At 68.8% G+C, this 24711-nt stretch carries 17 protein-coding genes; 7 read left to right on the top strand and 10 right to left on the bottom strand.

The features are described 5' to 3' along the window. Positions 1-65: 65 nt before the first annotated feature. Positions 66-2573, top strand: coding sequence for a DNA gyrase/topoisomerase IV subunit A (locus tag B9Y95_RS05015; protein ID WP_085510840.1), 2508 nt, complete (start codon positions 66-68; stop codon positions 2571-2573). Positions 2574-2665: 92 nt separating this feature from the next. On the opposite strand, the gene B9Y95_RS05010 is transcribed toward B9Y95_RS05015, so the two are convergent. Next, positions 2666-4744, bottom strand: coding sequence for a DNA gyrase/topoisomerase IV subunit B (locus B9Y95_RS05010; protein WP_229938850.1), 2079 nt, complete (start codon positions 4742-4744; stop codon positions 2666-2668). Between the two features lie 231 nt (positions 4745-4975). Between B9Y95_RS05010 and B9Y95_RS05005 the strand changes: the two genes are divergently transcribed. Further along, the gene (locus B9Y95_RS05005) at positions 4976-5206 is read left to right on the top strand and encodes a DUF7455 domain-containing protein (RefSeq protein ID WP_079705880.1); all 231 of its coding nucleotides are present in this window, start codon (positions 4976-4978) and stop codon (positions 5204-5206) included. A 107-nt stretch (positions 5207-5313) separates the two neighbouring features. Here B9Y95_RS05005 and B9Y95_RS05000 read toward each other — a convergent pair whose 3' ends face one another. The 5 genes from B9Y95_RS05000 to B9Y95_RS04980 form a co-directional block, all read right to left on the bottom strand. Then, entirely contained in the window at positions 5314-6063 is a 750-nt protein-coding gene (locus tag B9Y95_RS05000) for a hypothetical protein (RefSeq protein WP_085510838.1), read from the bottom strand. Then, entirely contained in the window at positions 6060-7322 is a 1263-nt protein-coding gene (locus B9Y95_RS04995; protein WP_085510837.1) for a MurT ligase domain-containing protein, read from the bottom strand. The genes B9Y95_RS05000 and B9Y95_RS04995 overlap by 4 nt, the downstream gene beginning before the upstream one ends. Before the next feature lie 4 nt (positions 7323-7326). Beyond that, positions 7327-8649, bottom strand: a complete 1323-nt coding sequence (locus tag B9Y95_RS04990; protein ID WP_079706303.1) for an RNA polymerase sigma factor — start codon at positions 8647-8649, stop codon at positions 7327-7329. A 185-nt stretch (positions 8650-8834) separates the two neighbouring features. Then, on the bottom strand, positions 8835-10142 hold the full coding sequence (locus B9Y95_RS04985; protein ID WP_085510836.1) for an MFS transporter: 1308 nt from the start codon (positions 10140-10142) through the stop codon (positions 8835-8837). Between the two features lie 9 nt (positions 10143-10151). Then, positions 10152-11075 (bottom strand): proteasome assembly chaperone family protein, encoded by a 924-nt coding sequence (locus B9Y95_RS04980; protein ID WP_071260060.1) that lies wholly within the window; start codon positions 11073-11075, stop codon positions 10152-10154. Between the two features lie 120 nt (positions 11076-11195). Between B9Y95_RS04980 and B9Y95_RS04975 the strand changes: the two genes are divergently transcribed. From B9Y95_RS04975 to B9Y95_RS04965, 3 genes are all read left to right on the top strand, one after another. Continuing rightward, positions 11196-12698, top strand: coding sequence for a leucyl aminopeptidase (locus B9Y95_RS04975; RefSeq protein WP_085510835.1), 1503 nt, complete (start codon positions 11196-11198; stop codon positions 12696-12698). A 95-nt stretch (positions 12699-12793) separates the two neighbouring features. Further along, the gene (gene lpdA, locus B9Y95_RS04970; RefSeq protein ID WP_064293772.1) at positions 12794-14167 is read left to right on the top strand and encodes a dihydrolipoyl dehydrogenase; all 1374 of its coding nucleotides are present in this window, start codon (positions 12794-12796) and stop codon (positions 14165-14167) included. Positions 14168-14228: 61 nt separating this feature from the next. Next, positions 14229-15677: a 2-oxo acid dehydrogenase subunit E2 gene (locus tag B9Y95_RS04965; protein ID WP_085510834.1), complete on the top strand. Its 1449-nt coding sequence runs from the start codon at positions 14229-14231 to the stop codon at positions 15675-15677. 30 nt (positions 15678-15707) lie between these two features. Here the strand turns inward: B9Y95_RS04965 and B9Y95_RS04960 are convergent, their stop codons facing one another. Next, positions 15708-17225 (bottom strand): protein kinase domain-containing protein, encoded by a 1518-nt coding sequence (locus tag B9Y95_RS04960; protein WP_159453331.1) that lies wholly within the window; start codon positions 17223-17225, stop codon positions 15708-15710. Between the two features lie 131 nt (positions 17226-17356). Between B9Y95_RS04960 and B9Y95_RS04955 the strand changes: the two genes are divergently transcribed. Next, entirely contained in the window at positions 17357-18061 is a 705-nt protein-coding gene (locus tag B9Y95_RS04955; protein WP_071260054.1) for a DUF4191 domain-containing protein, read from the top strand. An 88-nt stretch (positions 18062-18149) separates the two neighbouring features. Here B9Y95_RS04955 and B9Y95_RS04950 read toward each other — a convergent pair whose 3' ends face one another. Beyond that, positions 18150-18581: an RDD family protein gene (locus B9Y95_RS04950; protein ID WP_079705872.1), complete on the bottom strand. Its 432-nt coding sequence runs from the start codon at positions 18579-18581 to the stop codon at positions 18150-18152. Positions 18582-18720: 139 nt separating this feature from the next. Between B9Y95_RS04950 and glnA the strand changes: the two genes are divergently transcribed. Continuing rightward, a complete protein-coding gene (gene glnA / locus B9Y95_RS04945) occupies positions 18721-20145 on the top strand; it encodes a type I glutamate--ammonia ligase (protein WP_056005986.1) in 1425 nt (474 codons plus the stop codon). Between the two features lie 124 nt (positions 20146-20269). Here the strand turns inward: glnA and B9Y95_RS04940 are convergent, their stop codons facing one another. Together B9Y95_RS04940 and B9Y95_RS04935 are read right to left on the bottom strand one after the other, a co-directional pair. After that, the gene (locus tag B9Y95_RS04940) at positions 20270-23263 is read right to left on the bottom strand and encodes a bifunctional [glutamine synthetase] adenylyltransferase/[glutamine synthetase]-adenylyl-L-tyrosine phosphorylase (protein WP_085510832.1); all 2994 of its coding nucleotides are present in this window, start codon (positions 23261-23263) and stop codon (positions 20270-20272) included. A gap of 21 nt (positions 23264-23284) precedes the next feature. Then, a complete protein-coding gene (locus B9Y95_RS04935) occupies positions 23285-24640 on the bottom strand; it encodes a glutamine synthetase family protein (protein WP_079705870.1) in 1356 nt (451 codons plus the stop codon). Positions 24641-24711: the final 71 nt, after the last annotated feature.

Below are 24711 nucleotides of genomic sequence, written 5' to 3'. Positions count from 1 at the left end.
GCTGACGACCGCGCCCCGCCATCCTCGTCGAGCACCGGCTCGACTCCCCTCAGCAGAGACACGGAATGACCCGCCAACAGCAGACCCCGCCGACGGAGACCAGTGGCGAGCGCATCGAGGACATCGATGTCTCGTCGGAGATGCAGACCTCCTTCCTGGAGTACGCCTATTCGGTCATCTACGCCCGCGCCCTCCCCGACGCGCGCGACGGCCTGAAGCCGGTGCAGCGCCGCATCCTCTACCAGATGACCGAGATGGGCCTGCGCCCCGATCGTGGCCACGTGAAGTCGGCCCGCGTCGTCGGTGAGGTGATGGGGAAGCTGCACCCACACGGCGACACGGCGATCTACGACGCACTCGTCCGCCTCGCACAGCCCTTCACGCTCCGCGTCCCGCTCATCGACGGGCACGGGAACTTCGGCTCGCTCGACGACGGGCCCGCCGCGCCGCGGTACACGGAGGCCCGGCTGGATGCCGCCGCACTCGCGCTGACGGCCGACCTCGACGAGGACGTCGTCGACTTCGTCCCGAACTACGACAACCAGTTCATGCAGCCCGAGGTCCTCCCGGCCGCGTTCCCGAACCTCCTCGTGAACGGCGCCAGTGGCATCGCGGTCGGTATGGCGACCAACATGGCGCCGCACAACCTCGTCGAGGTGATCGGTGCCGCACGGCACCTCATCGCGCATCCTCAGGCCACCCTCGAAGACCTGATGGAGTTCGTCCCGGGTCCCGACCTCCCCTCGGGCGGCACGATCGTCGGGCTGGACGGCATCAAGGACGCCTACGCCACCGGTCGCGGCTCCTTCAAGACCCGCGCGAAGGTCTCCGTCGAAGCGGTCACCGCGCGGAAGACCGGTCTGGTCATCACCGAACTGCCCTACCTGGTCGGTCCGGAGAAGATCATCGAGAAGATCAAGGACGGTGTCAGCTCCAAGAAGCTCAACGGCATCTCCGACGTCACCGACCTGACGGACCGCATCCACGGGCTCCGCCTCGTGATCGGGATCAAGACCGGCTTCTCCCCCGAGGCCGTCCTGGAGCAGCTCTACCGCTACACGCCCCTCGAGGACTCCTTCAGCATCAACAACGTCGCGCTCGTCGACGGCGGCCCACAGACGCTCGGCCTCCGGGAACTGCTGCAGGTGTACGTCGACCACCGCATCAGCGTGGTCACCCGCCGGAGCCGGTTCCGGTTGGCGAGACGCAAGGAACGCCTCCACCTCGTGGAGGGCCTCCTCATCGCCATCCTCGACATCGACGAGGTCATCCAGGTCATCCGCGCGAGCGACGACTCGGAACAGGCCCGCGCGAGGCTCATCGAGGTCTTCGACCTCTCGCAGCTGCAGGCCGAGTACATCCTCGAACTCCGTCTCCGACGACTCACCAAGTTCTCGCGGATCGAACTCGAGGCCGAGCGCGACAAGCTGCTGGCGGAGATCGCCGAGCTCGAGCGGTTGCTCGGGAGCCAGCGACTCATCCGCGCCGCGGTCTCCGCAGAGCTCGCCGCTGCGGCCGAGCAGTTCGGCACGCCGCGCCGGACCATGCTGACGAATGCCAAGCCGAGCGTCGCGACGACCGGCCGCGGGAAGAGCGCACCGGTGCTCGAGCTCGCCGACACCCCGTGCCGCGTCTACCTCAGCGCGACCGGACGGGCGCTCCGCGTCGACCTCGAGCAGGACGCACCCGCACCACGACCCGGTCGGCGGAGCAAGCACGATGCGATCCTGAGTGTCGTCGAGACCACGAGCCGTACCGAACTCGGCGCGGTCACGAGCCTCGGTCGCGTCATCCGGTTCACCCCGCTCGACCTCCCCGCGGTGCCGGCGGCCTCCATCCAGCTCGCGGCCGGCGTCCGGATGGGCGAGTACCTGTCGCTCCCGAACCGTGACGAACGCGTGCTGGCGATCGTCTCTCTGACCTCGGAGCAGCCGATCGTGCTGGGAACCGAGACCGGCGTCGTCAAGCGGGTCATCCCCGGCGACCTGCCGAACAAGCCGGACTTCGAGGTCATCACGCTCAAGCCGCGCGACCACGTCGTCGGGGCCGCCCAGGTCGGCGACGACGCGGAACTCGTCTTCGTCGCCTCCGATGCACAACTGCTCCGTTTCGCGGCGACGTCCGTCCGTCCGCAGGGGCGGGCCGCGGGTGGCATGGCCGGCATCAACCTGGCGGCCGGCGCGAAGGTCATCTCGTTCACGGCGGTCCTGCCCACCGACGACGTCGTCGTCGTGACCGTCGCGACCAATTCGCTGACGCTCGCCGGAACGGACACCGGGAGCGCGAAGGTGTCGGAGTTCTCGGAGTTCCCCGCCAAGGGTCGTGCGACCGGCGGTGTCCGGTCGCAGCGCTTCCTGAAGGGCGAGGACCAGCTGGCCGTCGCGTGGGTCGGCGCCGCTCCGGCGCACGCCGTCGGGACGGACGGGACACCGCGGACGCTCCCGGAGGTCGGAGCGAAACGCGATGCCTCAGGGGTGCCGCTCGACGCCCCCGTCGGGTTCATCGGCGGCGCGATCACCGCACCGGCAGCACCGGCGACGGACGAGGCGGCAGCGAACGACGAATCGTCCTGATCGGAGCTGCGCACTGACGAAGGCCCGGACTGAGCGCACTGCTCGATCCGGGCCTTCGTCGTCGGTCCTGCTCCTCGGTGGACGACCGACGATCAGACGTCGATGCTCTCACGCGACAGCCGGTCGGAGCTGTCGACGATGAACTCCTTGCGCGGGGCGACGTCGTTGCCCATGAGGAGTTCGAAGATCCGTCCGGCCGATTCCGCATCCTCGACCCGGACACGGCGCAGCGTCCGGTGACGGCGGTCCATGGTGGTCGTGGCCAGCTGGTCGGCGTCCATCTCGCCCAGGCCCTTGTAGCGCTGGATCGGTTCCTGGTGCTTCTTGCCGGTGCGCTTGAGGTCACTCAGCACCGCGTGCAGTTCGGCTTCGGAATACGTGTAGATCGTCTCGTTCGGCTTGGAGCCGGGGTTGATGACGATGACGCGGTGGAGCGGCGGTACCGCGGCGAACACGCGACCCGCTTCGATCAGCGGCCGCATGTACCGGAAGAAGAGGGTGAGCAGGAGCGTCCGGATGTGGGCGCCGTCGACGTCGGCGTCGCTCATGAGGATGATCTTGCCGTAGCGGGCGGCGTCGAGATCGAACGATCGTCCGGAGCCCGCGCCGATGACCTGGATGATGGACGCGCATTCGGCGTTCGACAGCATGTCGGAGACGGAGGCCTTCTGCACGTTGAGGATCTTGCCTCGGATCGGGAGCAGCGCCTGGTAGGAGCTGTCTCGGGCGAGCTTCGCCGTGCCCAGTGCCGAGTCGCCCTCGACGATGAAGAGTTCGCTGGACTCGAGGTTGCCCGAGCGGCAGTCGACCAGCTTCGCCGGGAGCGACGAGTTCTCGAGCGCGTTCTTGCGGCGTTGCGTCTCCTTGTGGGTCCGGGCGGAGATCCGGGACTTCATCTCCGACACGATCTTCTCGAGCACGAGCGCGGTCTGGGCCTTGTCGTCGCGCTTGGTCGAGGCGAACCGCTCCTTGAGCTCCTTCGTGACGACGTTGGCGACGATCGCGCGGACCGCCGGCGTACCGAGGATCTCCTTCGTCTGGCCCTCGAACTGCGGCTCCGCGAGGCGCACCGTCAGCACCGCTGTGAGGCCCGCGAGGACGTCGTCCTTCTCGAGCTTGTCCGTGCCGACCTTGAGTCGACGGGCGTTCTGCTCGACCTGGGCGCGGAGGAACTTCAGGAGGCCCTGATCGAATCCGAGTTGGTGCGTGCCGCCCTTCGGCGTGGCGATGATGTTGACGAAGCTGCGCATGACCGTCTCGTACCCGGTCCCCCACCGGAGCGCGATGTCGACCTCTGCCTCGCGCTCCACCTCGGTGGCGACCATGGTGCCCGACGGCGACAGCACCGGGACGGTCTCGGTGAACGTGCCGCTGCCGGTGAGACGCCAGGTGTCGGTGAGTGCGGTGTCGCCCGCGAGGTAGTCGACGAACTCGGAGATGCCGCCCTCGTAGCGGAACATCGCCTCGGTCGGCTCCTCGACGGTCTCGTCGCGGATGTGGATGCCGAGCCCCTTGATGAGGAAGGCGGTCTGGCGCGCGCGGCCGAGGAGCTCCTCGGCCTGGAACTGGGCGCCCTTCGTGAAGATCTGGCGGTCCGCCCAGTAGCGGATCCGGGTGCCGGTCACGCCGCGCTTCGTCTTACCGATGACGCGGAGCTCGCTCTGCTTCTCGAACGGCGTGAAGGGTGCGTCCGGGGTCGGCTCCCCCGTGTCGGCGAAGATCCCCGGCTCACCGCGGTGGAACGACATGGCGTAGGTCTTGCCGCCGCGATCGACCTCGACGTCGAGTCGCTCGGACAGGGCGTTGACGACGGATGCGCCGACGCCGTGCAGCCCGCCGGACGCGGCGTACGAACCGCCGCCGAACTTCCCGCCGGCGTGGAGCTTGGTGAAGACGACCTCGACACCGGAGAGGCCGGTCTTCGGCTCGATGTCCACCGGGATACCACGTGCGTGGTCGCGCACCTCGACGCTCTGATCGGCGTGGAGGACGATCTCGATCTGATCGCCGTACCCGCCGAGGGCCTCGTCGACGGAGTTGTCGATGATCTCCCAAAGGCAGTGCATGAGGCCGCGCGAGTCGGTGGAACCGATGTACATGCCCGGTCGCTTGCGCACCGCCTCGAGGCCTTCGAGGACGGAGAGATGCCTGGCGGAGTAGTCGCTGCTCACGCTTCCCAGCGTAGTCGTCGGCACCGACACGCCGAGGGAGACACTCGGCGCGCGATCGCCCGGACCCGCTCGACGGCGCGTTCTCGCTGGTCGTCGACCCATCCGGCTGCACGGTTGATCCGAATCATCTACGCGCACAGCGAAACGAACACGGAATGGGACCCCGTTGTGACAATCGCGTGCTTTCATGAGTACTACGAGTTTCGTAGCCGCCCGAGTCAGGAGGAGCACATGTCACAGACTGCTACCGAGAGCACGCCGAGTGACCTCGACGCCCAGCAACTGACTGCCGCCGATCGTTGCGATCTGTGCGGAGCACAGGCCTACATCCGCGTGCAGATGAACAGCGGTGAACTGCTGTTCTGCGCGCACCACGGCAAGAAGTACCAGGAGAAGCTGACGCAGGTCGCGACCGACTGGCACGACGAGTCCGCGCGACTCTTCAACGAGCAGCGCGCCTAGTCCACCGGCATCACGACGAAGGGCCCCGGATCCGAGATCCGGGGCCCTTCGTCATGTCATCGAGGAAGCGCGGGCTCAGACCAGCGCAGGCTCGAGAACGGGCGTACTCACGCGAGCGACGAGACGATCTGCGCTCTGGCGTTGGCGGCGATCTCGTCGAGGGCGTGGAGCTCCGGAGATTCGTCGAGCATCGAGGTGCCCCCGGCGACCGTGATCGCCAGACGGAGCAGCCGATCGGCCAGTTCCGGGTTCTTGGCGAGGACGGGACCGTGCAGGTGGGTCCCGACGAACGGTCCGACCAGCGCACCCTCCGTGCCGTGGCCGTTGCCTCGTCCGTGCTGCACGGTGCCGATCGACTCGACGCCCGTCCCGGCTCGGAAGTCCCGCCCGTGGTTCTCGTACCCGACGAGTACCGGGGCGTCGAGCTCGAGGCCGCCGCTCGGCACGACGACGAGGTCGTCACTCGCCCGCGTGCGCCGCAACGGGGCGTCGCCCTCGATGATGGCGAGGCCCTCGACCCAGCTCCCCGGTACCAGCTCGAGCCGGCGAGTGAGAAGCTTCCATCCGTTGGCGACCGCGAGGACGGGCACGCGGGCCTCCACCCAGGCGATGAACGCGTCGCGGAACGGCCGGAGCGCATCCAGCACCTGTGGCGCCGACGGGTCGTCGCACGACCCGAGGACGACCGCGTGGACCGTGTTCGGGAGCTCGGCGACCGATTCGACGGGGACGAGCTCGACGGTGAGGCCACGCGCGCGGGCCCGGCGAGCGAGGACCGCGCCGTTCTCGGCGTCGCCGTTCACATTGCAGCTCGATGGCAGGAGGACGGCGATGGTGATCGTCGGCTCGGTCGTCATGCGTCGTCCTGATCGTTCGAGGCGAGGCCGAGGTGCGCGCGGGTGCGGCGCATCGAGTCGGCGGTGAAGATCACGGTCTTCCGACCGTGCGCGGGCGCCGGGAGGGCGAGGAACGCGTCCAACGCCGAACCGAGGTCCGGTTCGATCCGGTCGATCTCGACGCCGTCGTAGCCCAGCTGCAGCGCGGCCTCCCAGGCCTTGGACCCCGACACGAGCGCCACACGACCGAGCCTGGACGTGTCGACCGGCCAGAGGTACGAGGGATCGCGGACGTCGCTCCCGACGGCCACCAGGATCTGCTCCGTGTCGGCCGCGAGGCTGTCGACGTTGAGCTGGAAGCTCGCGGGGTTCTGGACGAGGACGAACTCGACCTCGACACCGCGGACGGTCGTCACCTCGCCGCGGCCGAACACCGGCGTGAGCGCGCGGAACGACTCCGCCGCGGTGGCGAGCTGGAACTCGGGGCCGAGGATCGCGGCGGCGCCGGAGAGGGCGGCAGCGGCATCCACGGCGTAGTGCACGCCGCGGGCCGGCAGACGGAACCGGACGGTCTCGCCGCGGTGGGTGATGGACACCAGGTCGCCGTCGAGGGCTTCGACGACGGTTCCGGAACCGGGGTCGACCCGATCGGACGAGGTCGTGCTGTACCCGAGGCCGCGTGCGCTGGCGCCGAGCACCGCCGTCGAGACGCCGTACCGCCATCGCGTCGCGTCGCTGCCTGGCGCGACCGCGTCGACGAGCGCGTCATCACCGTTCAAGACGAGCGACGTACTCGATCGGGCAGCGATCGCGTCGAGCATGCGCGCCACCATGGCGGCGTCGTGGAAGCGGTCGATCTGGTCGACGGACACGTTCGTCAGGATGACATGGGCGGGCGCGAGTCGCGGCGCGATGAGTGCGCCGTGTCCTTCGTCCATCTCGAGCACCCCGAGCTCGGCGTCGATCCGGCCGCGGAGGTCGGCTCGTTCGAGGAGAGCCGAGGTGAGGCCCTGGGAGATGTTCGCCGTGGACGGGTTCGTGAAGACCGACACACCGTGGGCACGCAGGATGCCGACGAGCATCTTGGTGGTCGTCGACTTCCCGCTCGAGCCGCTCACGATCACGAGACCACGCGGGAAGGCGTTCAACGTGTCGGGGAGGAACCCGGGCGCGATGCGGTTGACCACGAGGCCGGGAACGGCCGATCCCCCGCCCGGCTTGCGCAGCCTGGCGAGGAATCGGACGGCACGACCGGCGAGGATGGCCGGGGCGTAGCGCATGCTCCTACTCGAGGTAGTCGCGGAGCGACTGGGATCGGCTCGGGTGACGCAGCTTCGCCATGGTCTTCGACTCGATCTGCCGGATGCGCTCACGGGTGACCCCGAAGGTGTCGCCGATCTGATCGAGCGTCTTGGGCATGCCGTCGCCGAGGCCGAAGCGCATCCGGATGACGCCCGCTTCCCGCTCGGAGAGCGAGTCCAGGAGCGACTCCAGCTGTTTCTGCAGCATGGTGAAGCTGACGGCGTCGGCCGGCACGACCGCCTCGGTGTCCTCGATGAGGTCGCCGAACTCGCTGTCGCCGTCTTCGCCGAGGGGCGTGTGCAGCGAGATGGGCTCGCGGCCGTACTTCTGGACCTCGATGACCTTCTCGGGCGTCATGTCGAGTTCGCGGCTGAGCTCCTCGGGCGTGGGCTCGCGGCCCAGGTCCTGCAGCATCTGCCGCTGGACGCGGGCGAGCTTGTTGATGACCTCGACCATGTGCACCGGGATGCGGATGGTGCGCGCCTGGTCGGCCATGGCACGCGTGATGGCCTGACGGATCCACCAGGTCGCGTAGGTGGAGAACTTGAAGCCCTTGGTGTAGTCGAACTTCTCGACCGCACGGATGAGGCCCAGGTTGCCCTCCTGGATGAGGTCGAGGAACTGCATGCCTCGGCCCGTGTACCGCTTCGCGAGGCTCACGACGAGTCGGAGGTTCGCCCCGAGGAGGTGGCTCTTGGCGCGGGCGCCGTCCTTCGCGACCCACTGCAGCTCACGACCGACCCGCGAGCGCTTCTCGAGGTCGGAGAGCTGGGCGAGCTTGTCCTCGGCGAAGAGGCCCGCCTCGATGCGCATCGCGAGTTCGACCTCTTCGGCCGCGTTGAGGAGCGCGACCTTACCGATCTGCTTGAGGTAGTCCTTGACCGGGTCGGCGGTTGCGCCGGTGATCGCGGCCGAGTACACCGGGATCTCGTCGTCGTCGCTGTTGGAGAGCACGAGTGCGTCGGTGGGGAGGGTGATCTCCGGCACGGACTTGTCGTCCTCCTCCTCGACCGCCTCGGTGGCGTCGCCTGCGGGCGCGTCGACCACGGCGTCGTCGGCGACGACCTCGACGACGACGTCCTCGTCGTCCGTGCCCTCGTCGGGCTCCGTGCTCGACTTCGTACCCGCCTTGGCGCGGGTGGCCTTCTTGGGAGCAGCCTTCGCTCGGGTCGTGGTGGCCTTGGTGGTCCGAGCCTTCGCTGCGGGAGCCTCCGTGGCCTCGTCTGCTGGCGCTGCTTCGTCTGCGCGAGCCGTCTTGGTGGCCATAGCTGCACCTTCCTGTTCGGACCCGGCATGGACAGTCATCGCCGGATCGTCCGTGATTTCGGACATTACGAGGACCCATGTCAAGTCTTGGTGCAGTGCAACCCGAAAAGGGCCGCCGACATTCCGAGAGGTGAACGGGTCCGTGTTCCATTATAGCGCGCGCCGGAAGACCCCAGAGCCACAGGCAGTTTGTCAAGGGTGGGATCGGTGGACGAAGCGAACGCTCAGCGACGGCGCCCGAGTCTGGCTCTGACCGCGATCCACAGCGGACCGACGGCGATGCCCTCGTCCTCGGCAAAGCGTCTCCGTGTGCGGGACCGTGCGACGAGCAGCATCGCGACCCCGAACCCGACCACCAGGTACTGCACGGAGAAGGCGATCCGGAAGCTGTCCATGGAGTAGTCGGCACGGGATCCCCCGCTGACCGCGTCGATGATGAGACCGATGAGGAACATCATGACGAAGCTGGCGAGGAACCCACCGACGTTCACGATGCCGTTCGCCCCGCCGAGCGCGCGGATGGGGTTGAAGGTGCGAGCGAAGTCGAACCCGATGAGTGAACCGGGGCCACCGACCCCGACCACGACGAACAGGACGATCACGAGCCACATCGGTGGGACGCCCGGCCAGAGGAGGAGTGCGGCCCAGGCGACGCCCATGATCGTGACGATCCCGAGCACGAGGTTGCTCCGCCGATAGGGGAACCGGGCGGTGAGCACCCCGAGGATGGGTCCCGCGATCATGCCGGAGACCACGATCACGATGAGCAACGATGCGGCGAGGGGCTGCGGGTAGCCGAGCGCGTAGACCATGAACGGGAAGCCCCAGAGGAGCGTGAGGACCGTACCGGAGGACTGGGTGACGAAGTGCGACCAGAACCCGAGACGCGTCCCTGGCCGACGCAGACTGATGACGACCTCGCGGACGACGTGGCCCCAGGTCTCGGGGCGCGGCGCCTCGTCGGAACCGGACGGCCGGTCGCGGACGACGATCAACACCCCGACGAGCGCCAGGAGGACGAGTCCGGCCGCACTGAGGAACGCCGGCGACCAGCCGAAGGCGTGCAGGACGAAGGAGAACGGCACCGCCGAGAGGATCTGTCCGATCTGCCCGATGTTGCCGACCCACTGCGAGACGATCGGCACCCGACGGGTGGGGAACCAGGAGTTCACGAGCCGCAACACGGAGGTGAACACCGCGGCGTCGCCGAGGCCGACCAGCATCCGGCCGACGATCGCGCCGCCGAGTCCGGTCGTGAGACCCAGCCAGACCTGGCCCGCCATGACGACCGTCAGCCCCGCGATGATCAGGACGCGAGGTCCGAGGCGGTCGATGAGCACCCCGACCGGGACCTGCATCGCGGCGTACACGATGAGCTGCGCGACGGCGAGGGTCGACAGCGCTGCGGCGTCGATCTGGAATCGCTCGGTGGCGTCCACCGCTGCCACGCCGAGCGTCGACCGCTGCATGACGGTGATGAGGTAGGCGAACACCCCGACGCCGAACACCCACCAGACGCGTCGAGATCCCACCGAGCCAGCTTAGGTGGTCGAGCGGTCCTCGTCGCCGTGGCGCCGGCTCGCGAGGAACTTCTCGAGCTCCGCGGCGATCTCGTCGGCCGTCGGGAGCGCCCCGTCGATGTCGGTGAGCGGCGATTTCGGCGAGTTGTCGGCCATGTAGGCGTCGTACCGCTCCTCGAGCGTCGTGACCAGCTGGCCGAGCTCGTGGTTGGTCCCGACCTGCTCGTCGATCTTGGCGAGGAAGTCGCGGCTGTCCTCGCGGAGACGGTCCGTGGGGAAGATGAGCCCGGTCGCCGCGCTGAGGCTCTCGATCGCCGTGATCGCCGCGGCCGGGAACTCCGTGTCGGCGAGGTAGTGCGGAACGAGGAGCACGAAGGCCGCGATGCTGTCGCCGCGCTCGTAGAGGCGGTACTCGAGGAGGTGGAGCACGTTGGACGGTACCTGGGTGCGGGGGCGCCAGACCGAGAGCGACTCGATGAGGTCGAACCTGTTGCCGCTGACGGTGACGCCGATCGGCCTGGTGTGCGGGACCGGCATCGGGATGGCGTGCACCCACGTGGTGTCGCTGACCCGGAATCGATCGACGAGCTCGAGCACGGCAGCGACGAAGCGGTCCCAGAGGAAGTCGGGCTCGAAACCGGTGAGCAGCAGGAACGGCGATCCGAGTTCGTCGTGGGCGAGCGACAGGGTCAGCCGAGGCGGCCGGTACTCCGTCAGGTGGTCCTGGTCGAACGAGATGATCGGCCGGCGGGCCCGGTAGTCGAGCAGGACGTCGGCGTCGAACTCGGCGATGACCGTCGTGTCGAGGACGTCGTCGAGGTAGGCGTTCAACTGCCCGACCGCGCCGCCGGCGTCGGAGAACCCGGTGAGCCCCGCGACGAGGTGGAGGCCGGCGGGGATGTCGATCTCCGGGTGCACCTCGTAGAGGTCGTCAGGCGTAGGCATGGTTCAACTCTAAACGGGGGTGTCGCAGCGCCCTTCCCCTCCGAGCGTCGGCGGTACCGCCGAGAGCGAACACCGGCGGCCCCGCCTCGGTCCGGAACGGCACGTGCCTACGATGGAGGCATGACGATCCCTGTGCTCTCCGTGTTGTCCGCCGCCGTCGAGGGAGTCGAGGCCGAGCTGCTCGTCCTCGCGGTGAGGAAGGGCGACGACGGACCGGAGCTCTTGGCGCCCGATGTCTACTCACCGCTCGCGGACGAGCTGCGCGCCTCCGGTGTCACGGGGTCCGAAGACCAGGTGCGGCGCCTCCCGGACCGGTTCGGCGCGGCCTCCGGTCTCGTGCTGGTCGGCCTCGGTCCGGATGCGGACGACGCGGCCTTCCGACGAGCCGCGGGTGCAGTGACCAGGACGATCGACGGCCAGGCCTCGATCGCGTTCGCGTTGACGGAGGAGACGGCCGCCGCCGCCGAAGCCGTCCTCGAGGGGGCGGCCATCGGCGCCTACCGCTACACCGCGTCGCGCGGTGTCGGATCCGCGCCGGCACCGACACCGCTCGGGCAGATCACCGTCGTCGTCCCGTCGACCGTGGACGCACCGGATGCCGGGCTCGCGGAGCACGCCACCGCGGTCGCCGAGGCCGTCGCGCTCGTGAAGGACCTGGTCAACACGCCGCCGAACGAGCTCTACCCGGCGACCTTCGCCGACGCGGCCCGCGCAGCGGTCGACGGCCTCGACGTCGAGGTCGAGGAATGGGACGAGACCCGCTTGGCCGAGGACGGCTTCGGTGGCATCCTCGGTGTCGGACAGGGCTCCTCGCGGCCTCCGCGACTCGTGAAGCTGAGCTACCACCCGGAGGCGGCCAGAAGCCACCTGGCCCTCGTCGGGAAGGGCATCACCTTCGACAGCGGCGGCCTCTCCTTGAAGCCGCCGGTCTCGATGGTCGGCATGAAGTACGACATGACCGGCGCGGCGACCGTGCTCGCCGTGCTCGCCGCGGCCGCTCGTCTCGGGGTGCCCACCAGACTGACCGCGTGGCTCTGCCTCGCCGAGAACCTCCCGTCGGGCACGGCGATCCGGCCGAACGACGTCCTCACCATCCGAGGCGGACGCACGGTCGAGGTCACCAACACCGACGCCGAGGGCCGGCTGGTCCTCGCCGACGGCCTCGTCGCCGCCGGCGAGGAGGGCCCGGACGCCATCATCGACGTGGCGACCCTCACGGGAGCCGCCGTGGTCGCGCTCGGCAACCGCTACACCGGCGTCATGGGCGACGCTTCGTTCGTCACCGACCTCATCGCGACCGGTTCCGGTGCGGACGAACTGTTCTGGCCGATGCCGTTCCCCGCGGAGCTGCGCAAGGTGCTCGACTCCGACGTCGCCGACCTCGCCAACGCGAAGCCCGGGACCACCGCGGGCGGCATGCTCGTCGCAGGCACGTTCCTCCAGGAGTTCATCGCCGACCGCACTGACGAGGAGGGCGGCACCACCCGCATCCCGTGGGCCCACCTGGACATCGCCGGGAGCGCGATGAACGGCGACGCCCCCTACGGCTTCACCGCCAAGGGCCCGACCGGCGTTGCGGTCCGCACCCTCCTCGCAATGGCCGAGGGGATTAGCCACCCGTAGTAAGGTCGGTGGGGGCGGTTCGACCCGCCTCGACGCCGCCGAACACACCACGACGGTTTCCGATCGACCACGAAGCACACACAAGGAGCAACGGAGTGTCCGAGCAGAATTTTGACCTGGTAGTCCTGGGAGGCGGAAGCGGCGGATACGCTGCGGCGTTGCGCGCTTCGCAGCTCGGCCTCACCGTCGGCATGATCGAGAAGGACAAGGTCGGTGGCACCTGCCTCCACCGCGGTTGCATCCCGACGAAGGCGCTGCTGCACTCCGCCGAGGTCGCGGACGCATCGCGCGAGTCGGAGAAGTACGGCGTCAAGTCCACCTTCGAAGGCATCGACATCGAGGGCGTCACGAAGTACCGCGAGGGCATCGTCGCGAAGAAGTACAAGGGACTCCAGGGCCTCGTGAAGGCCCGCGGCATCACCACCATCGAGGGTGAGGGCCGTCTGGTCTCCCCGACGAGCGTGCAGGTCGGCGACGACCTCATCACCGGCAAGAACGTGATCCTCGCGACGGGCTCCTACAGCCGCTCGCTCCCCGGTCTCGAGATCGGTGGCCGCGTCATCACGAGCGAGCAGGCGCTGCAGCTCGACTTCGTGCCGAAGAAGGTCGCCGTCCTCGGCGGCGGCGTGATCGGCGTCGAGTTCGCGAGCGTCTGGAAGTCGTTCGGGACCGAGGTCACGATCATCGAGGCACTCCCCCACCTCGTCCCCAACGAGGACGAGTCGATCAGCAAGGCGCTCGAGCGCGCGTTCCGCAAGCGCGGCATCGAGTACTCGCTCGGCGTGCGGTTCCAGGGTGTCACCCAGGACGACTCGGGCGTGCACATCACGCTCGAAGACGGCAAGACGATCGACGCAGAGCTGCTGCTCGTCGCCGTCGGCCGTGGCCCGTCGACCGCCGGACTCGGCTTCGAGGAGGTCGGTGTCACCATCGACCGCGGCTTCGTCATCACCAACGACCGTCTCGAGACGAACATCCCCGGCCTCTACGCCGTCGGCGACATCGTCCCCGGCCTGCAGCTCGCGCACCGCGGCTTCCAGCAGGGCATCTTCGTGGCCGAGGAGATCGCCGGTCTCAAGCCGGTCATCATCGAGGACGTCAACATCCCGAAGGTCACCTACAGCGACCCCGAGATCGCGTCCGTCGGTCTCAGCGAGGCGAAGGCGGCGGAGCAGTACGGCGCCGACAACATCACGAGCTACGACTTCAACCTGGCCGGCAACGGCAAGAGCGAGATCATCGGCACGAGCGGCAACGTCAAGGTCATCCGGGTCAACGACGGCCCCGTCATCGGTGTGCACATGATCGGCGCCCGCGTCGGTGAGCTCATCGCCGAAGGCCAGCTCGCCGTCAACTGGGAGGCCTACCCCGAGGACATCGCGCCGCTGATCCACGCGCACCCCACGCAGAACGAGGCGCTCGGCGAAGCATTCCTCGCGCTCGCAGGCAAGCCCCTGCACGCGCTGTGACGCATTCCGAACACCCCAATAAGCTAGTGAACACACAACAGGTTTCAAAGGAGACAAGGTCATGAGCGAATCCGTCAGCCTCCCGGCACTCGGCGAGAGTGTCACCGAGGGTACGGTCACCCGCTGGCTGAAGAATGTCGGCGACACCGTGGAGGTCGACGAGCCGCTGCTCGAAGTGTCGACCGACAAGGTCGACACCGAGATCCCTTCGCCCGTCGCGGGTGTCATCGAAGCGATCCTCGTCCAGGAGGACGAGACCGTCGAGGTCGGCACCGCTCTCGTGACCATCGGTGATGGTTCGGGTGCGGCTGCCGCCGAGGAGCCCGCGCTCGCCGCGGAACCGGCTGCTGCCGAGCCTGCTCCGGCTGAGCCCGCTCCCGCGGCCGAGCCCGAGCCGGCACCTGCTGCGGCGCCTGCTCCCGCTGCTGAGCCTGCACCTGCTGCAGCTCCGGCGCCCGCTGCTGCTCCGGCGCCAGCTGCCGCTCCGGCTCCCGCCGCTGCGCCTGCTGCTGCTCCGGCACCCGCTGCTGCGCCTGCTGCTCCGGCGCCCGCCGCTGCTCCGGCTCCCGCTGCTGCGGCTCCGGCCGCAGCTTCGACGCCTGCCGCTGGCGGGGTCGTCAACTCCGGTTACGTCACGCCGCTGGTGCGTCGTCTCGCCAACCAGCACGGCGTCGACCTCAGCACGGTCACCGGCACCGGTGTCGGCGGACGTATCCGCAAGGAAGACGTCCTGCAGGCTCAGAGCGCCGGTGGCGCCACGGAGTCGCCCGCTGCTCCGACCGTCCAGGTCTCCGAGCTGCGTGGCACGAGCAAGGCCATGTCGCGTCTGCGCAAGGTCGTCGCCGAGCGCGCCGTCGCTTCGATGCAGGGCACCGCCCAGCTGACGAGCGTCGTCGAGGTCGACGTCACGAAGGTCGCGGCACTCCGCACGGCCGTCAAGGACGAATTCCTCGCCAAGACCGGCAACAAGCTGTCGTTCCTGCCGTTCTTCGCCCTTGCTGCCAGCGAGGCGCTCCAGACGTACCCGATCATCAACGCCACCGTCGACGGCGACCAGATCGTGTACCCGGAGACGGAGAACCTCGCGATCGCCGTGGACACCGAGCGTGGCCTGCTGACGCCGGTCATCCGCAACTCGGGCTCCAAGTCGATCGCCGAGCTCGGCGCCGAGATCGCCGATCTCGCGCAGCGCACTCGCGACAACAAGCTGCAGCCGGATGAGCTGTCGGGCGGCACGTTCACGCTGACCAACACCGGTTCGCGCGGCGCCCTGTTCGACACCCCGATCGTGTTCCTGCCGCAGTCGGCGATCCTCGGTACGGGTATCGTCACGAAGAAGCCGGTCGTCGTCACGGTCGACGGTGCAGACGCCATCGCGATCCGTTCGACGGTCTACCTCGCGCTGAGCTACGACCACCGCATCATCGACGGCGCGGACGCTGCACGCTTCCTCGTCCAGGTGAAGAACCGCCTCGAAGCAGGCGACTTCCGCGGCTCGCTCGGGATCTGATCCCGAACCGACCGCGCTGTGTCCACCGCCTCATCCGGCGGTGAACACCTCCCGCAGACGCCAGCCCGTCTCGCCCCTCACCACGAGGAGCGTGACGGGCTGTCGTCGTCCTGCGGCGGCCTCGTCCGTCTCGGACGGCTCGGCCGTGCCGCGAAGGACCGCCGCGTCGCCCTGACGGTCGACGAGGTCGAGGCTCGCCGCATCGATCGATCCGATCCCGACACCGAGGTGCTCGTCGTCGTCGAACGGGGACCCGCGTTCGACGGAGTCCCAGACGCACCCCTCCTCCCCCGTCGTGCGGCACTGATCCCGTCGGCGGACGAGCTCGCGGGCCGCGGCCGCCGGATCGTCACCGGTGACCGCATCGACGGCGTCGGCTTCGTCCGCCGGTGACGTCGGCGTCTCCTCTAGCGGCGCAGTACCCGTGACCGGTTCGGGTGCCGGGCCGACCGAACCGGCCGGCGTCGGCGCGATCGCGGTGCTCGGGTCTTCGGACGGCAGGAACACCATCGCAGCCGACACCAGTGCTGCTGCCGCGCCCGCCGCTCCGATCACGAGTCGACGACGTCTCGGGCTGGAGTCGACCGACGGCGTCGAGCGGGCGGCGGCCGCGACCCGTGTGCCTCGACCGGGTCGCCAGGCCAGACGACGACGCCGCGACGACGCGGGATGTCGTGACCGACGCCGCGATTCGACCGCGGCTCGTCGGGTCGGCGGGAGCGGAGCGGTCCGCTGCTCGCGATCGGCGGAAGCACGGATGGCATCGGCGGGTGATGCGGACGGCGGGTCGACGCGGTCGAGCAGGACCGGGAGCGGTCGTGCCAGGGCGTGGATCCGCTGTTGCAGTCGGTTGGCGATCTCGTGGTCGGCGAGTTCAGGCACGACGTCGGCCCAGGCCACGGTCGAGGGAGCCTCGTCGGGGTCGGTCGCCTGCAGGACACCGTCCATGAGCGCCGCGAACGCCGTCCAATCGGCAGCGAACGCCGGAGCAGTGCGGCCGAGCCCACCATCGATGGTCTGGTGGTCCACGGGAGCCGCGCCCGACCAGCCGGTGAGGACCGGTCGGCCGTCGTCGGCGAAGCGCACGGCCGAAGCGCTGATCGACCCGTGGCTGATCCCGGAGAGGTGCGCTGCTCGGATGGCGTCGACCAGTGGTGCCAGGATCGTGACGGCCTCACCGGGAGCGATCGACTCGCGGCGGCGCAGCAGTTCTCCCAACGTGCCGCCGGCGAGCCGCTCGATCAGCAGGCACGGGAGGCCGTTCGGATCCTCGGCGACGTCGACGAGTCTCACGATGTGCGGGTGGTCGAGTCGGGACAGGATGGCCGCGCGACGCCAGAGGTTGCGTTCGGCGGCGTCCGCTCTCGCTCGGAGCAGCACCGCGTCGCCCGCCGGGGCGGCCTGGTCGGTACGCCCGCCGTGCGCGGATCCGGGGTGGGCGAGCACCGTCGAGTAGGCCGTCCACTCCCGGCCCTCGCCCAGGCGCCGGACGAGACGACGGCCTGCCACTCGGGTTGTGGTGGCGGACGGGTCTGGCAGTGTTTCCATAGCTCGATCCTCCGACGCGGAGCCCCATCCGGCGCCGTCGGCGCACGCCGCTGTGGACAACGTCCCCGCGCCGCCGGCCTGTGGAGGAGAACGCAGCATCAGGACCCTCCGTCACCGGCTATCCTGGGAGCATGGCTCAGAAGGACGCGCCCCCGGCGGCGCAGAAGGAACCAGGGCGGATCAAGCAGCTCTGGCAGGTGTTCCAGCTCACCCGTCGCCACGACAAGGCGGCACAGTGGTTGATGCTCGGCGGCTTCATCCTGCCGGTGCTCATCGGTGTCGCGGTCGCGCTGTTGTTCTCGGCGGGCAACATCTTCGCGCTCGTCATGTGGATCATCGCGGGAGTGCTCGCCGGTATCCTCGCGGCCCTGTTCATCCTCACCCGACGCGCGGACAAGGTCGTCTACACGCAGATCGAGGGTCGGCCGGGCGCGGTGGGCCAGGTGCTCCGCGCTGCTCCGCGCTCGTGGCAGACCAGCGAGATGCCCGTCGCCGTGAACCCGAAGACCCAGGACGCGATCTACCGGGCCGTGGGCCGTGGTGGCGTCGCGTTGATCGCCGAAGGACCCCGATCGCGGACCTCACGCCTGCTCGAGGACGAGAAGCGCAAGGTCACCCGCATCCTCCCGAACGTGCCGATCACGGTCTTCCACGTCGGCCCCGACGCCGACTCCGTGCAGCTCCGTCAGCTCTCCGGCGCCCTCCGGAAGGTCAAGAAGTCCTTGACCAACCCCGAGGTGCTCGCGGTCAGCAACCGTCTGTCCTCGTTCGGTACGCAGCTCCCCATCCCGAAGGGCGTCGACCCGATGCGGGTCCGCCCGCAGCGCGCGCGCTGACCCACCGACACCGCTCGGAACAGCTCGCGGTACGGAGACAACGGCCGCCCTCTTGACCGAGGGCGGCCGTTCGCGCTTCCGGCTGCGTTCAGCGCACCCGCAGGAGCACCGTGCCGGCGACCTTGTCGTGGAAGCCGCGTTGGTCCGAATCCCAGACGAGCGCGGGGACGAGTACACAGAGGAGCACGGTACGCACGGCCGGCCGCCAGAGGCCGACCCAACCGCCGGTCAGCGGCATCAGTCGCATGCCGCACAGGCGATGACCGAGACTGCCGCCGATGGTCGGGATGAACACGAACTGCATGATGGCGAAGATCACGAGCGTCGCGGTGGCGTCGTAGGCGAAGAACGCGACGGAGAGGACGACCGCCAGGGCCCAGTCGATGACGAGCGCGGTGATCCGCCGACCGACCCGCGCGACCGATCGGACGCCGCTCTCCGGGAGTCCGAGGCGTTCACCGGGGAAGGCGCTGGGAGGAAGCTCTCCGAAGGTCCGTGGATTCTGCGGGGTGTGGGGCACTGTGCCATTCTATTCGGGCGGGGATTCTCGTAACATCCACGAAACATGGGTGTCATGGCGGGGTAACCCCCTCCCCGTAGTCTCACAGATGGCTGCGCTGTGCAGCCTCCCTGTACCAACCCCATTTGGAGCCATTCACATGTTCAGTGATTCTTCCGAAGTGCTCAAGTTCATCAAGGACACCGATGTCAAGTTCCTCGACATCCGCTTCACGGACCTTCCCGGCGTGCAGCAGCACTTCAACATCCCGGCCAGCACCGTCGACGAGGAGTTCTTCACCGTCGGCCAGCTCTTCGATGGTTCGTCCATCCGTGGCTTCGCCAACATCCACGAGTCGGACATGCAGCTCATCCCGGATGTCTCCACCGCTTACATCGACGCCTTCCGTGCCGAGCGCACGCTCATCATGGTGTTCGACATCTACAACCCCCGCAACGGCGAGATCTACTCCAAGGACCCGCGTCAGGTCGCCAAGAAGGCTGAGAAGTACCTCGCCTCGACCGGCATCGCCGACACCGCGTTCTTCGCCCCCGAGGCCGAGTTCTACATCTTCGACGACGTCCGGTACGAGGTGAACCAGCACTCGAGCTTCTACTCGGTGGACTCCGAAGAAGGAGCCTGGAACACCGGCCGCGCCGAAGAGGGCGGCAACCTCGGCAACAAGACGCCGTACAAGGGTGGCTACTTCCCCGTCAGCCCTGTCGACAAGCAGGCCGACCTCCGCGACGACATCAGCCTCAAGCTGATCGACGCCGGCCTCATCCTCGAGCGCGCGCACCACGAGGTGGGCACCGGCGGCCAGGCCGAGATCAACTACCGCTTCGACACCATGGTCGCCGCAGCGGACGACATCCTCAAGTTCAAGTACATCGTGAAGAACACGGCCGAGCTGTGGGGCAAGACCGCGACGTTCATGCCGAAGCCGCTCTTCGGCGACAACGGCTCGGGCATGCACACGCACCAGTCGCTGTGGAGCGACGGCAAGCCGCTCTTCTACGACGAGAACGGCTACGGCGGCCTGTCCGACCTCGCCCGCTGGTACATCGGTGGCCTGCTGAAGCACGCCCCCGCCGTCCTGGCGTTCACGAACCCGACGGTGAACTCGTACCACCGCCTGGTCCCCGGCTTCGAGGCGCCCGTCAACCTGGTCTACTCGGCCGGTAACCGCTCGGCGTCGATCCGTATCCCGATCACGGGCACGAACCCGAAGGCCAAGCGCATCGAGTTCCGCGCGCCCGACGCGTCCGGCAACCCGTACCTCGCGTTCGCCGCTCAGCTGATGGCCGGCCTCGACGGCATCAAGAACCGCATCGAGCCGCACGAGCCCGTCGACAAGGACCTCTACGAGCTTCCCCCCGAGGAGGCCAAGAACATCCCGCAGGTGCCCGCATCGCTCGGCGCTGCGCTCGAGGCACTCGAGGCGGATCACGAGTTCCTCCTCGCCGGCAACGTCTTCACGCCGGAGCTCATCGAGACCTGGATCCAGTACAAGCGCGAGAACGAGATCAAGCCGCTGGCCCAGCGCCCGCACCCGTTCGAGTTCGAGCTGTACTACGGCGTCTGACGACCTGCTGCACCGCGAACCGCCCGTCATCCGCTCGGATGGCGGGCGGTTCGCGTTGCGCGGCCTGAGTTGCGGCAGTTCGTCGCTCCGGGCCCCCGTGAGCGACGATTCGCCGCATCTCGGCTCAGATGCCGTAGAAGCCGTGCTCGAAGACCGTCCGGGCGCGCCGGGTGGCCGCGAGGTAGTCCTGTTCCAGGAGGCTCGCCGATCCGGTCGGGTACTCCAGGAGTCGCGCCACGCCTTCGAGCTGTTGTCGGTCGCTCGGCAGGACGTCCTGCGTCTTGTTCAACCACAGCGTCATGGCCGAGCGGATCCGCGACGCGAGGATCCAGGCCTCACGGAGTCGTTCGGCGGACTCCCGGTCGACGAGATCCGCCTCCACCGCCGCGTCGAGCGCTCGAAGCGTCGAGGTGGTTCGCAACGACGGCACCGCCGCGCCGTGCTCGAGCTGGAGGAGCTGGACGAACCACTCGACGTCACTGAGCGAGCCGCGCCCGAGCTTCAGGTGTCTCGTCGGGTCGGCGCCCTGCGGCAACCGCTCGTTCTCGACACGTGCCTTGATCCGCTTGACCTCGCGGACGGACTGCTCGCTGATCGCGGCTGGATAGCGAACCGTGTCCGCCACCTCGGTGAACGCCTCGATGAGCTCGGTGTCGCCCACTACCCCGGCGGCGCGGAGCAGCGCCTGCGCCTCCCAGGTGAGAGACCAGCGCGCGTAGTAGTTCCGGTAGGAGTCGAGGGAGCGCACGAGCGGACCGTTCTTCCCCTCGGGACGGAGGTCGAGGTCGAGGTCGAGCGGGAGCCGGGCGTCCTCGCTCAGACGCTTGAGTTCTGCGGTGATCGCTCCGGCCTGCCGCTGTGCATCCTGGGTGTCGACCCCGTCCTTCGGCCGGAACACGTAGAGGACGTCGAGGTCCGAACCGAGTCCGAGCTCTGCGCCGCCGTAGCGGCCCATGGCGATGATGGCGAACTCGATGTCCGCGCCGAGGCCGCCGATGCGTCTGACGGCGCCGAGGAGCCCTGCGAGCGTCGCCGTCGACACGTCCGTCAGTCCGGCGGCGAGGCCCTGGACGTCCAGCATGCCGACGGTCGACGACATCGCCAGCCGGAGCACTTCGCGTCGCCGTACCGCCCGGATGGCGGCGGCCGCGGTGTCCGGTGAGTCGTGTCGTCTGAGGATGGCGGCGATCTCCTCGCCGAGCGCGGACGACGATCGTGGGAGGAGGTCCTCGTCGCCCGCGAGCCAAGCGGCCGACTCGGGGATGCGGTCCATGAGCTCGCCGATGAACCGGGACCCCGAGAGGACCCGTGTGAGCCGCTCCGCCGCGCCTGAGGAGTCGCGGAGCATCCGTAGGAACCAGTGGGACTCGCCGAGGGACTCGCTGAGCCGCCGGAACGCGAGCAATCCGTAGTCGGGATCGGCGCCGTCCGCGAACCAGCCGAGCATGACGGGCAGCAGATGCCGCTGGATGTTGGCGCGCCGTGACACGCCGGCGGTGAGCGCCCCGATGTGGGCGAGCGCGCCGCGGGGGTCGACGAAGCCGATCGCCGCGAGACGCGCCTCCGCCTGACCGCTCGTCAGACTCAGACCACTCTCGGGCAAGGCCGCGACCGCCGAGAGCAGCGGCCGGTAGAACAACCGCTCGTGCAGCTGCCGGACACCGTGCTTCGTGGCCTCCCATCGCGTGACGAGCGCCTGTGCGGTCGTCGCGAGCGTGCTCGATCGGGCCAGGGATCGGAGGGACGGCTCGTCGCGCGGCATCATGTGCGTGCGCTGCAGGCGCGTCAGCTGCAGGCGGTGTTCGAGCACGCGGAGCAGGCGGTAGTCGTGCGCGAACTCCTGCGCCTCGGCACGACCGATGTACCCGGCGGTCGCCAGGCCGTCGAGGGCGGCGAGGGTTCCGCGTTGATGCACGGAGTCGTCGAGCTGTCCGTGGACGAGCTGCAGCAGTTGGACCGTGAACTCGATGTCGCGGAGCCCGCCCGGGCCGAGCTTCAGTTGGTAGTGGACGTCCTCCGCCGGGATGTGTTCGGTGACCCGTTCGCGCATGCGCTGCACGGATTCGACGAAGCCCTCGCGGGACGCACTCCCCCACACCTTCGGCTGCACCGCCTCGATGTAGCGGGCACCGAGGTCGGGATCGCCGGCGAGGGCCCGTGCCTTGAGGAGCGCCTGGAACTCCCAGCTCTTCGCCCAGCGGTCGTAGTAGACGAGATGCGACTCGAGCGTGCGGACGAGGGCGCCGGCCTTCCCTTCCGGACGGAGGTTCGGATCGACCTCCCACAGGCTCGGCTCGAGACCAGCCTGTCCGAGACCGCGCATGGTGAGGACCGCGAGCCGGGTGGCGATCTCGACGGCACGCCCGTTGTCGAGCCCGTCCTCGCCGTCGCCCGAACCCTCACCGACGAAGATGACGTCGACGTCGGAGACGTAGTTCAGCTCCCGTGCGCCCGCCTTTCCCATGCCGATGATCGCGAAGCGGGTGGCGGCGACCTCCTCACGCGGGTACACGCCGGGACCCCTCGGGCCACTCGTCTGCGTGCGTGCGACGGCGATGGAGGCCTCCAATGCACCGGCTGCGAGGTCGGAGAGGGCACTGGCGACCCGGTCGAGCACGACGATCGGGTCCGGGGCGCAGAGGTCGAAGAGGGCGACCTCGGCGAGCAGCCGTCGGTAAACCACGCGGATCGCGTCCCAGGCCGGCTCCTCGACGATCGCGGCGAAGCCGTCCTCGGCACCGACGCTCGCGAGCAGTTCGTCGCGCGCCTCCTGCAGCGTCGGGACGCGGGTGACCGGCAACTCGAACACCGACAGCTGGTCGGGGTGGCGGAGGAAGAAGTCGATGAACCCCTGCGAGGCGCCGAACAGTCGGAACAGTCGCTCGGCCGAGGCCTGGTCCGACAGGAGCGCTGAGAGCACGTCGGGTGACTTCCGACCGACCATCAGCACACCGACCAGCGCGGCGTCGGGGTCGGCCGCGACGGCGAAGGACGGCGACAGCGACGCCGGGTCGAGCTGGACGAGCTCGGCGAGCTCGTCCAGCCGGTCCCGGGCCTCACCCAGACCGGTGAACCCGAGTCGGGCGAGCGTGCTCAGGGAGATGTTCTCGCGGACCATGCGACCGACCGGTCCCCTCGTCTAGAGCATCTCCAGGTTGCTGGCCAACTCGAAGGGGGTCACCTGGGCCCGGTACTCGTGCCATTCCTGTCGCTTGTTCAGCAGGACGTAGTTGAACACCTGCTCGCCGAGCGTCTCCGCCACGAGTTCGGAACCCTCCATCAGGCTGACGGCGCGATCGAGGCTGGCGGGCAGCGCGTTGTATCCCAGCGCCCGACGCTCGGTGTCGGAGAGCGTCCAGACGTTGTCCTCGGCCTCGGGCGGGAGCTCGTAGCCCTCCTCGATGCCCTTCAGCCCAGCGGCGAGCATGAGCGAGAAGGCGAGGTACGGGTTGGCGGCGGAGTCGATGGCGCGGTACTCGACCCGAGCACTCTGGCCCTTGTTGGGCTTGTAGAGCGGCACGCGCACGAGTGCGGAGCGGTTGTTGTGGCCCCAGCAGACGAAGCTCGGGGCCTCGGACAGCTTGTTCGGTCCGACGCCACCCCAGAGTCGCTTGTAGGAGTTCACGAACTGGTTCGTCACCGCGGTGATCTCCGGAGCGTGCGTCAGGAGTCCGGCGATGAACTGCCGGCCCGTCTTCGAGAGCTGGTATTGCGCACCCGCCTCGTAGAAGGCGTTCGAGTCGCCCTCGAACAACGACATGTGCGTGTGCATGCCGCTGCCGGGCTGGTGGACGAGCGGCTTCGGCATGAACGTCGCGTAGACGCCCTGCTCGATCGCCACCTCCTTCACGACGGTGCGGAAGGTCATGATGTTGTCGGCCGTCGTCAGGGCGTCGGCGTACCGCAGGTCGATCTCGTTCTGGCCGGGGCCCGCCTCGTGGTGGCTGAACTCGACGGAGATCCCGAGGTCTTCGAGCATCCGGACGGAACGTCGACGGAAGTCGTGCGCGGTGCCGCCGGGGACGTTGTCGAAGTAGCCCGCGGAGTCGACCGGCTCCGGTCCGTCGACGCCGTACTGCGAGGACTTCAGCAGGTAGAACTCGATCTCGGGGTGCGTGTAGAACGTGAACCCCATGTCGGCGGCCTTCGCGAGGGTGCGCTTCAGGACGTTCCGCGGGTCGGCGACGGCGGGCTGGCCGTCGGGCGTCGTGATGTCGCAGAACATGCGCGCCGTCGGGTCGATCTCGCCGCGCCACGGCAGGATCTGGAAGGTCGTCGGATCGGGGTGGGCCAGGAGGTCCGACTCGTAGGAGCGGCTGAGCCCCTCGATCGCCGACCCGTCGAAGCCGAGGCCCTCGGAGAACGCGCCTTCCACTTCGGCCGGGGCGATCGCGACGGACTTGAGGGTCCCGACGACGTCGGTGAACCACAGCCGGACGAACTTGACGCCCCGCTCCTCGATCGTGCGGAGAACGAAGTCGCGCTGCTTATCCATCTGCCCCTCTTCCTTCGGCCGGCGGCCCGTGTCTAGGCTACTGGCTCCGTCCCCGTTCCCGCTCATCAGCG

The sequence above is a fragment of the Plantibacter flavus genome (assembly GCF_900177615.1).
Taxonomy (GTDB): domain Bacteria; phylum Actinomycetota; class Actinomycetes; order Actinomycetales; family Microbacteriaceae; genus Plantibacter; species Plantibacter flavus.
Note: the sequence above shows the minus strand (reverse complement) of the source record. Positions and strands in the feature narration are given on the sequence as shown.

Excerpts from the sequence above, each read along its gene's own strand:
- B9Y95_RS05005 (WP_079705880.1), top strand. The coding sequence starts at position 4,976 with ATGTCACAGACTGCTACCGAGAGCACGCCGAGTGACCTCGACGCCCAG.
- B9Y95_RS04980 (WP_071260060.1), bottom strand. The coding sequence starts at position 11,075 with ATGCCTACGCCTGACGACCTCTACGAGGTGCACCCGGAGATCGACATC.
- B9Y95_RS04940 (WP_085510832.1), bottom strand. The coding sequence starts at position 23,263 with ATGGTCCGCGAGAACATCTCCCTGAGCACGCTCGCCCGACTCGGGTTC.
- B9Y95_RS04965 (WP_085510834.1), top strand. The coding sequence starts at position 14,229 with ATGAGCGAATCCGTCAGCCTCCCGGCACTCGGCGAGAGTGTCACCGAG.
- B9Y95_RS04935 (WP_079705870.1), bottom strand. The coding sequence starts at position 24,640 with ATGGATAAGCAGCGCGACTTCGTTCTCCGCACGATCGAGGAGCGGGGC.
- B9Y95_RS04955 (WP_071260054.1), top strand. The coding sequence starts at position 17,357 with ATGGCTCAGAAGGACGCGCCCCCGGCGGCGCAGAAGGAACCAGGGCGG.
- B9Y95_RS04995 (WP_085510837.1), bottom strand. The coding sequence starts at position 7,322 with ATGCGCTACGCCCCGGCCATCCTCGCCGGTCGTGCCGTCCGATTCCTC.
- B9Y95_RS05015 (WP_085510840.1), top strand. The coding sequence starts at position 66 with ATGACCCGCCAACAGCAGACCCCGCCGACGGAGACCAGTGGCGAGCGC.
- B9Y95_RS04990 (WP_079706303.1), bottom strand. The coding sequence starts at position 8,649 with ATGACTGTCCATGCCGGGTCCGAACAGGAAGGTGCAGCTATGGCCACC.
- B9Y95_RS04960 (WP_159453331.1), bottom strand. The coding sequence starts at position 17,225 with ATGGAAACACTGCCAGACCCGTCCGCCACCACAACCCGAGTGGCAGGC.
- B9Y95_RS05000 (WP_085510838.1), bottom strand. The coding sequence starts at position 6,063 with ATGACGACCGAGCCGACGATCACCATCGCCGTCCTCCTGCCATCGAGC.
- B9Y95_RS04975 (WP_085510835.1), top strand. The coding sequence starts at position 11,196 with ATGACGATCCCTGTGCTCTCCGTGTTGTCCGCCGCCGTCGAGGGAGTC.
- glnA (WP_056005986.1), top strand. The coding sequence starts at position 18,721 with ATGTTCAGTGATTCTTCCGAAGTGCTCAAGTTCATCAAGGACACCGAT.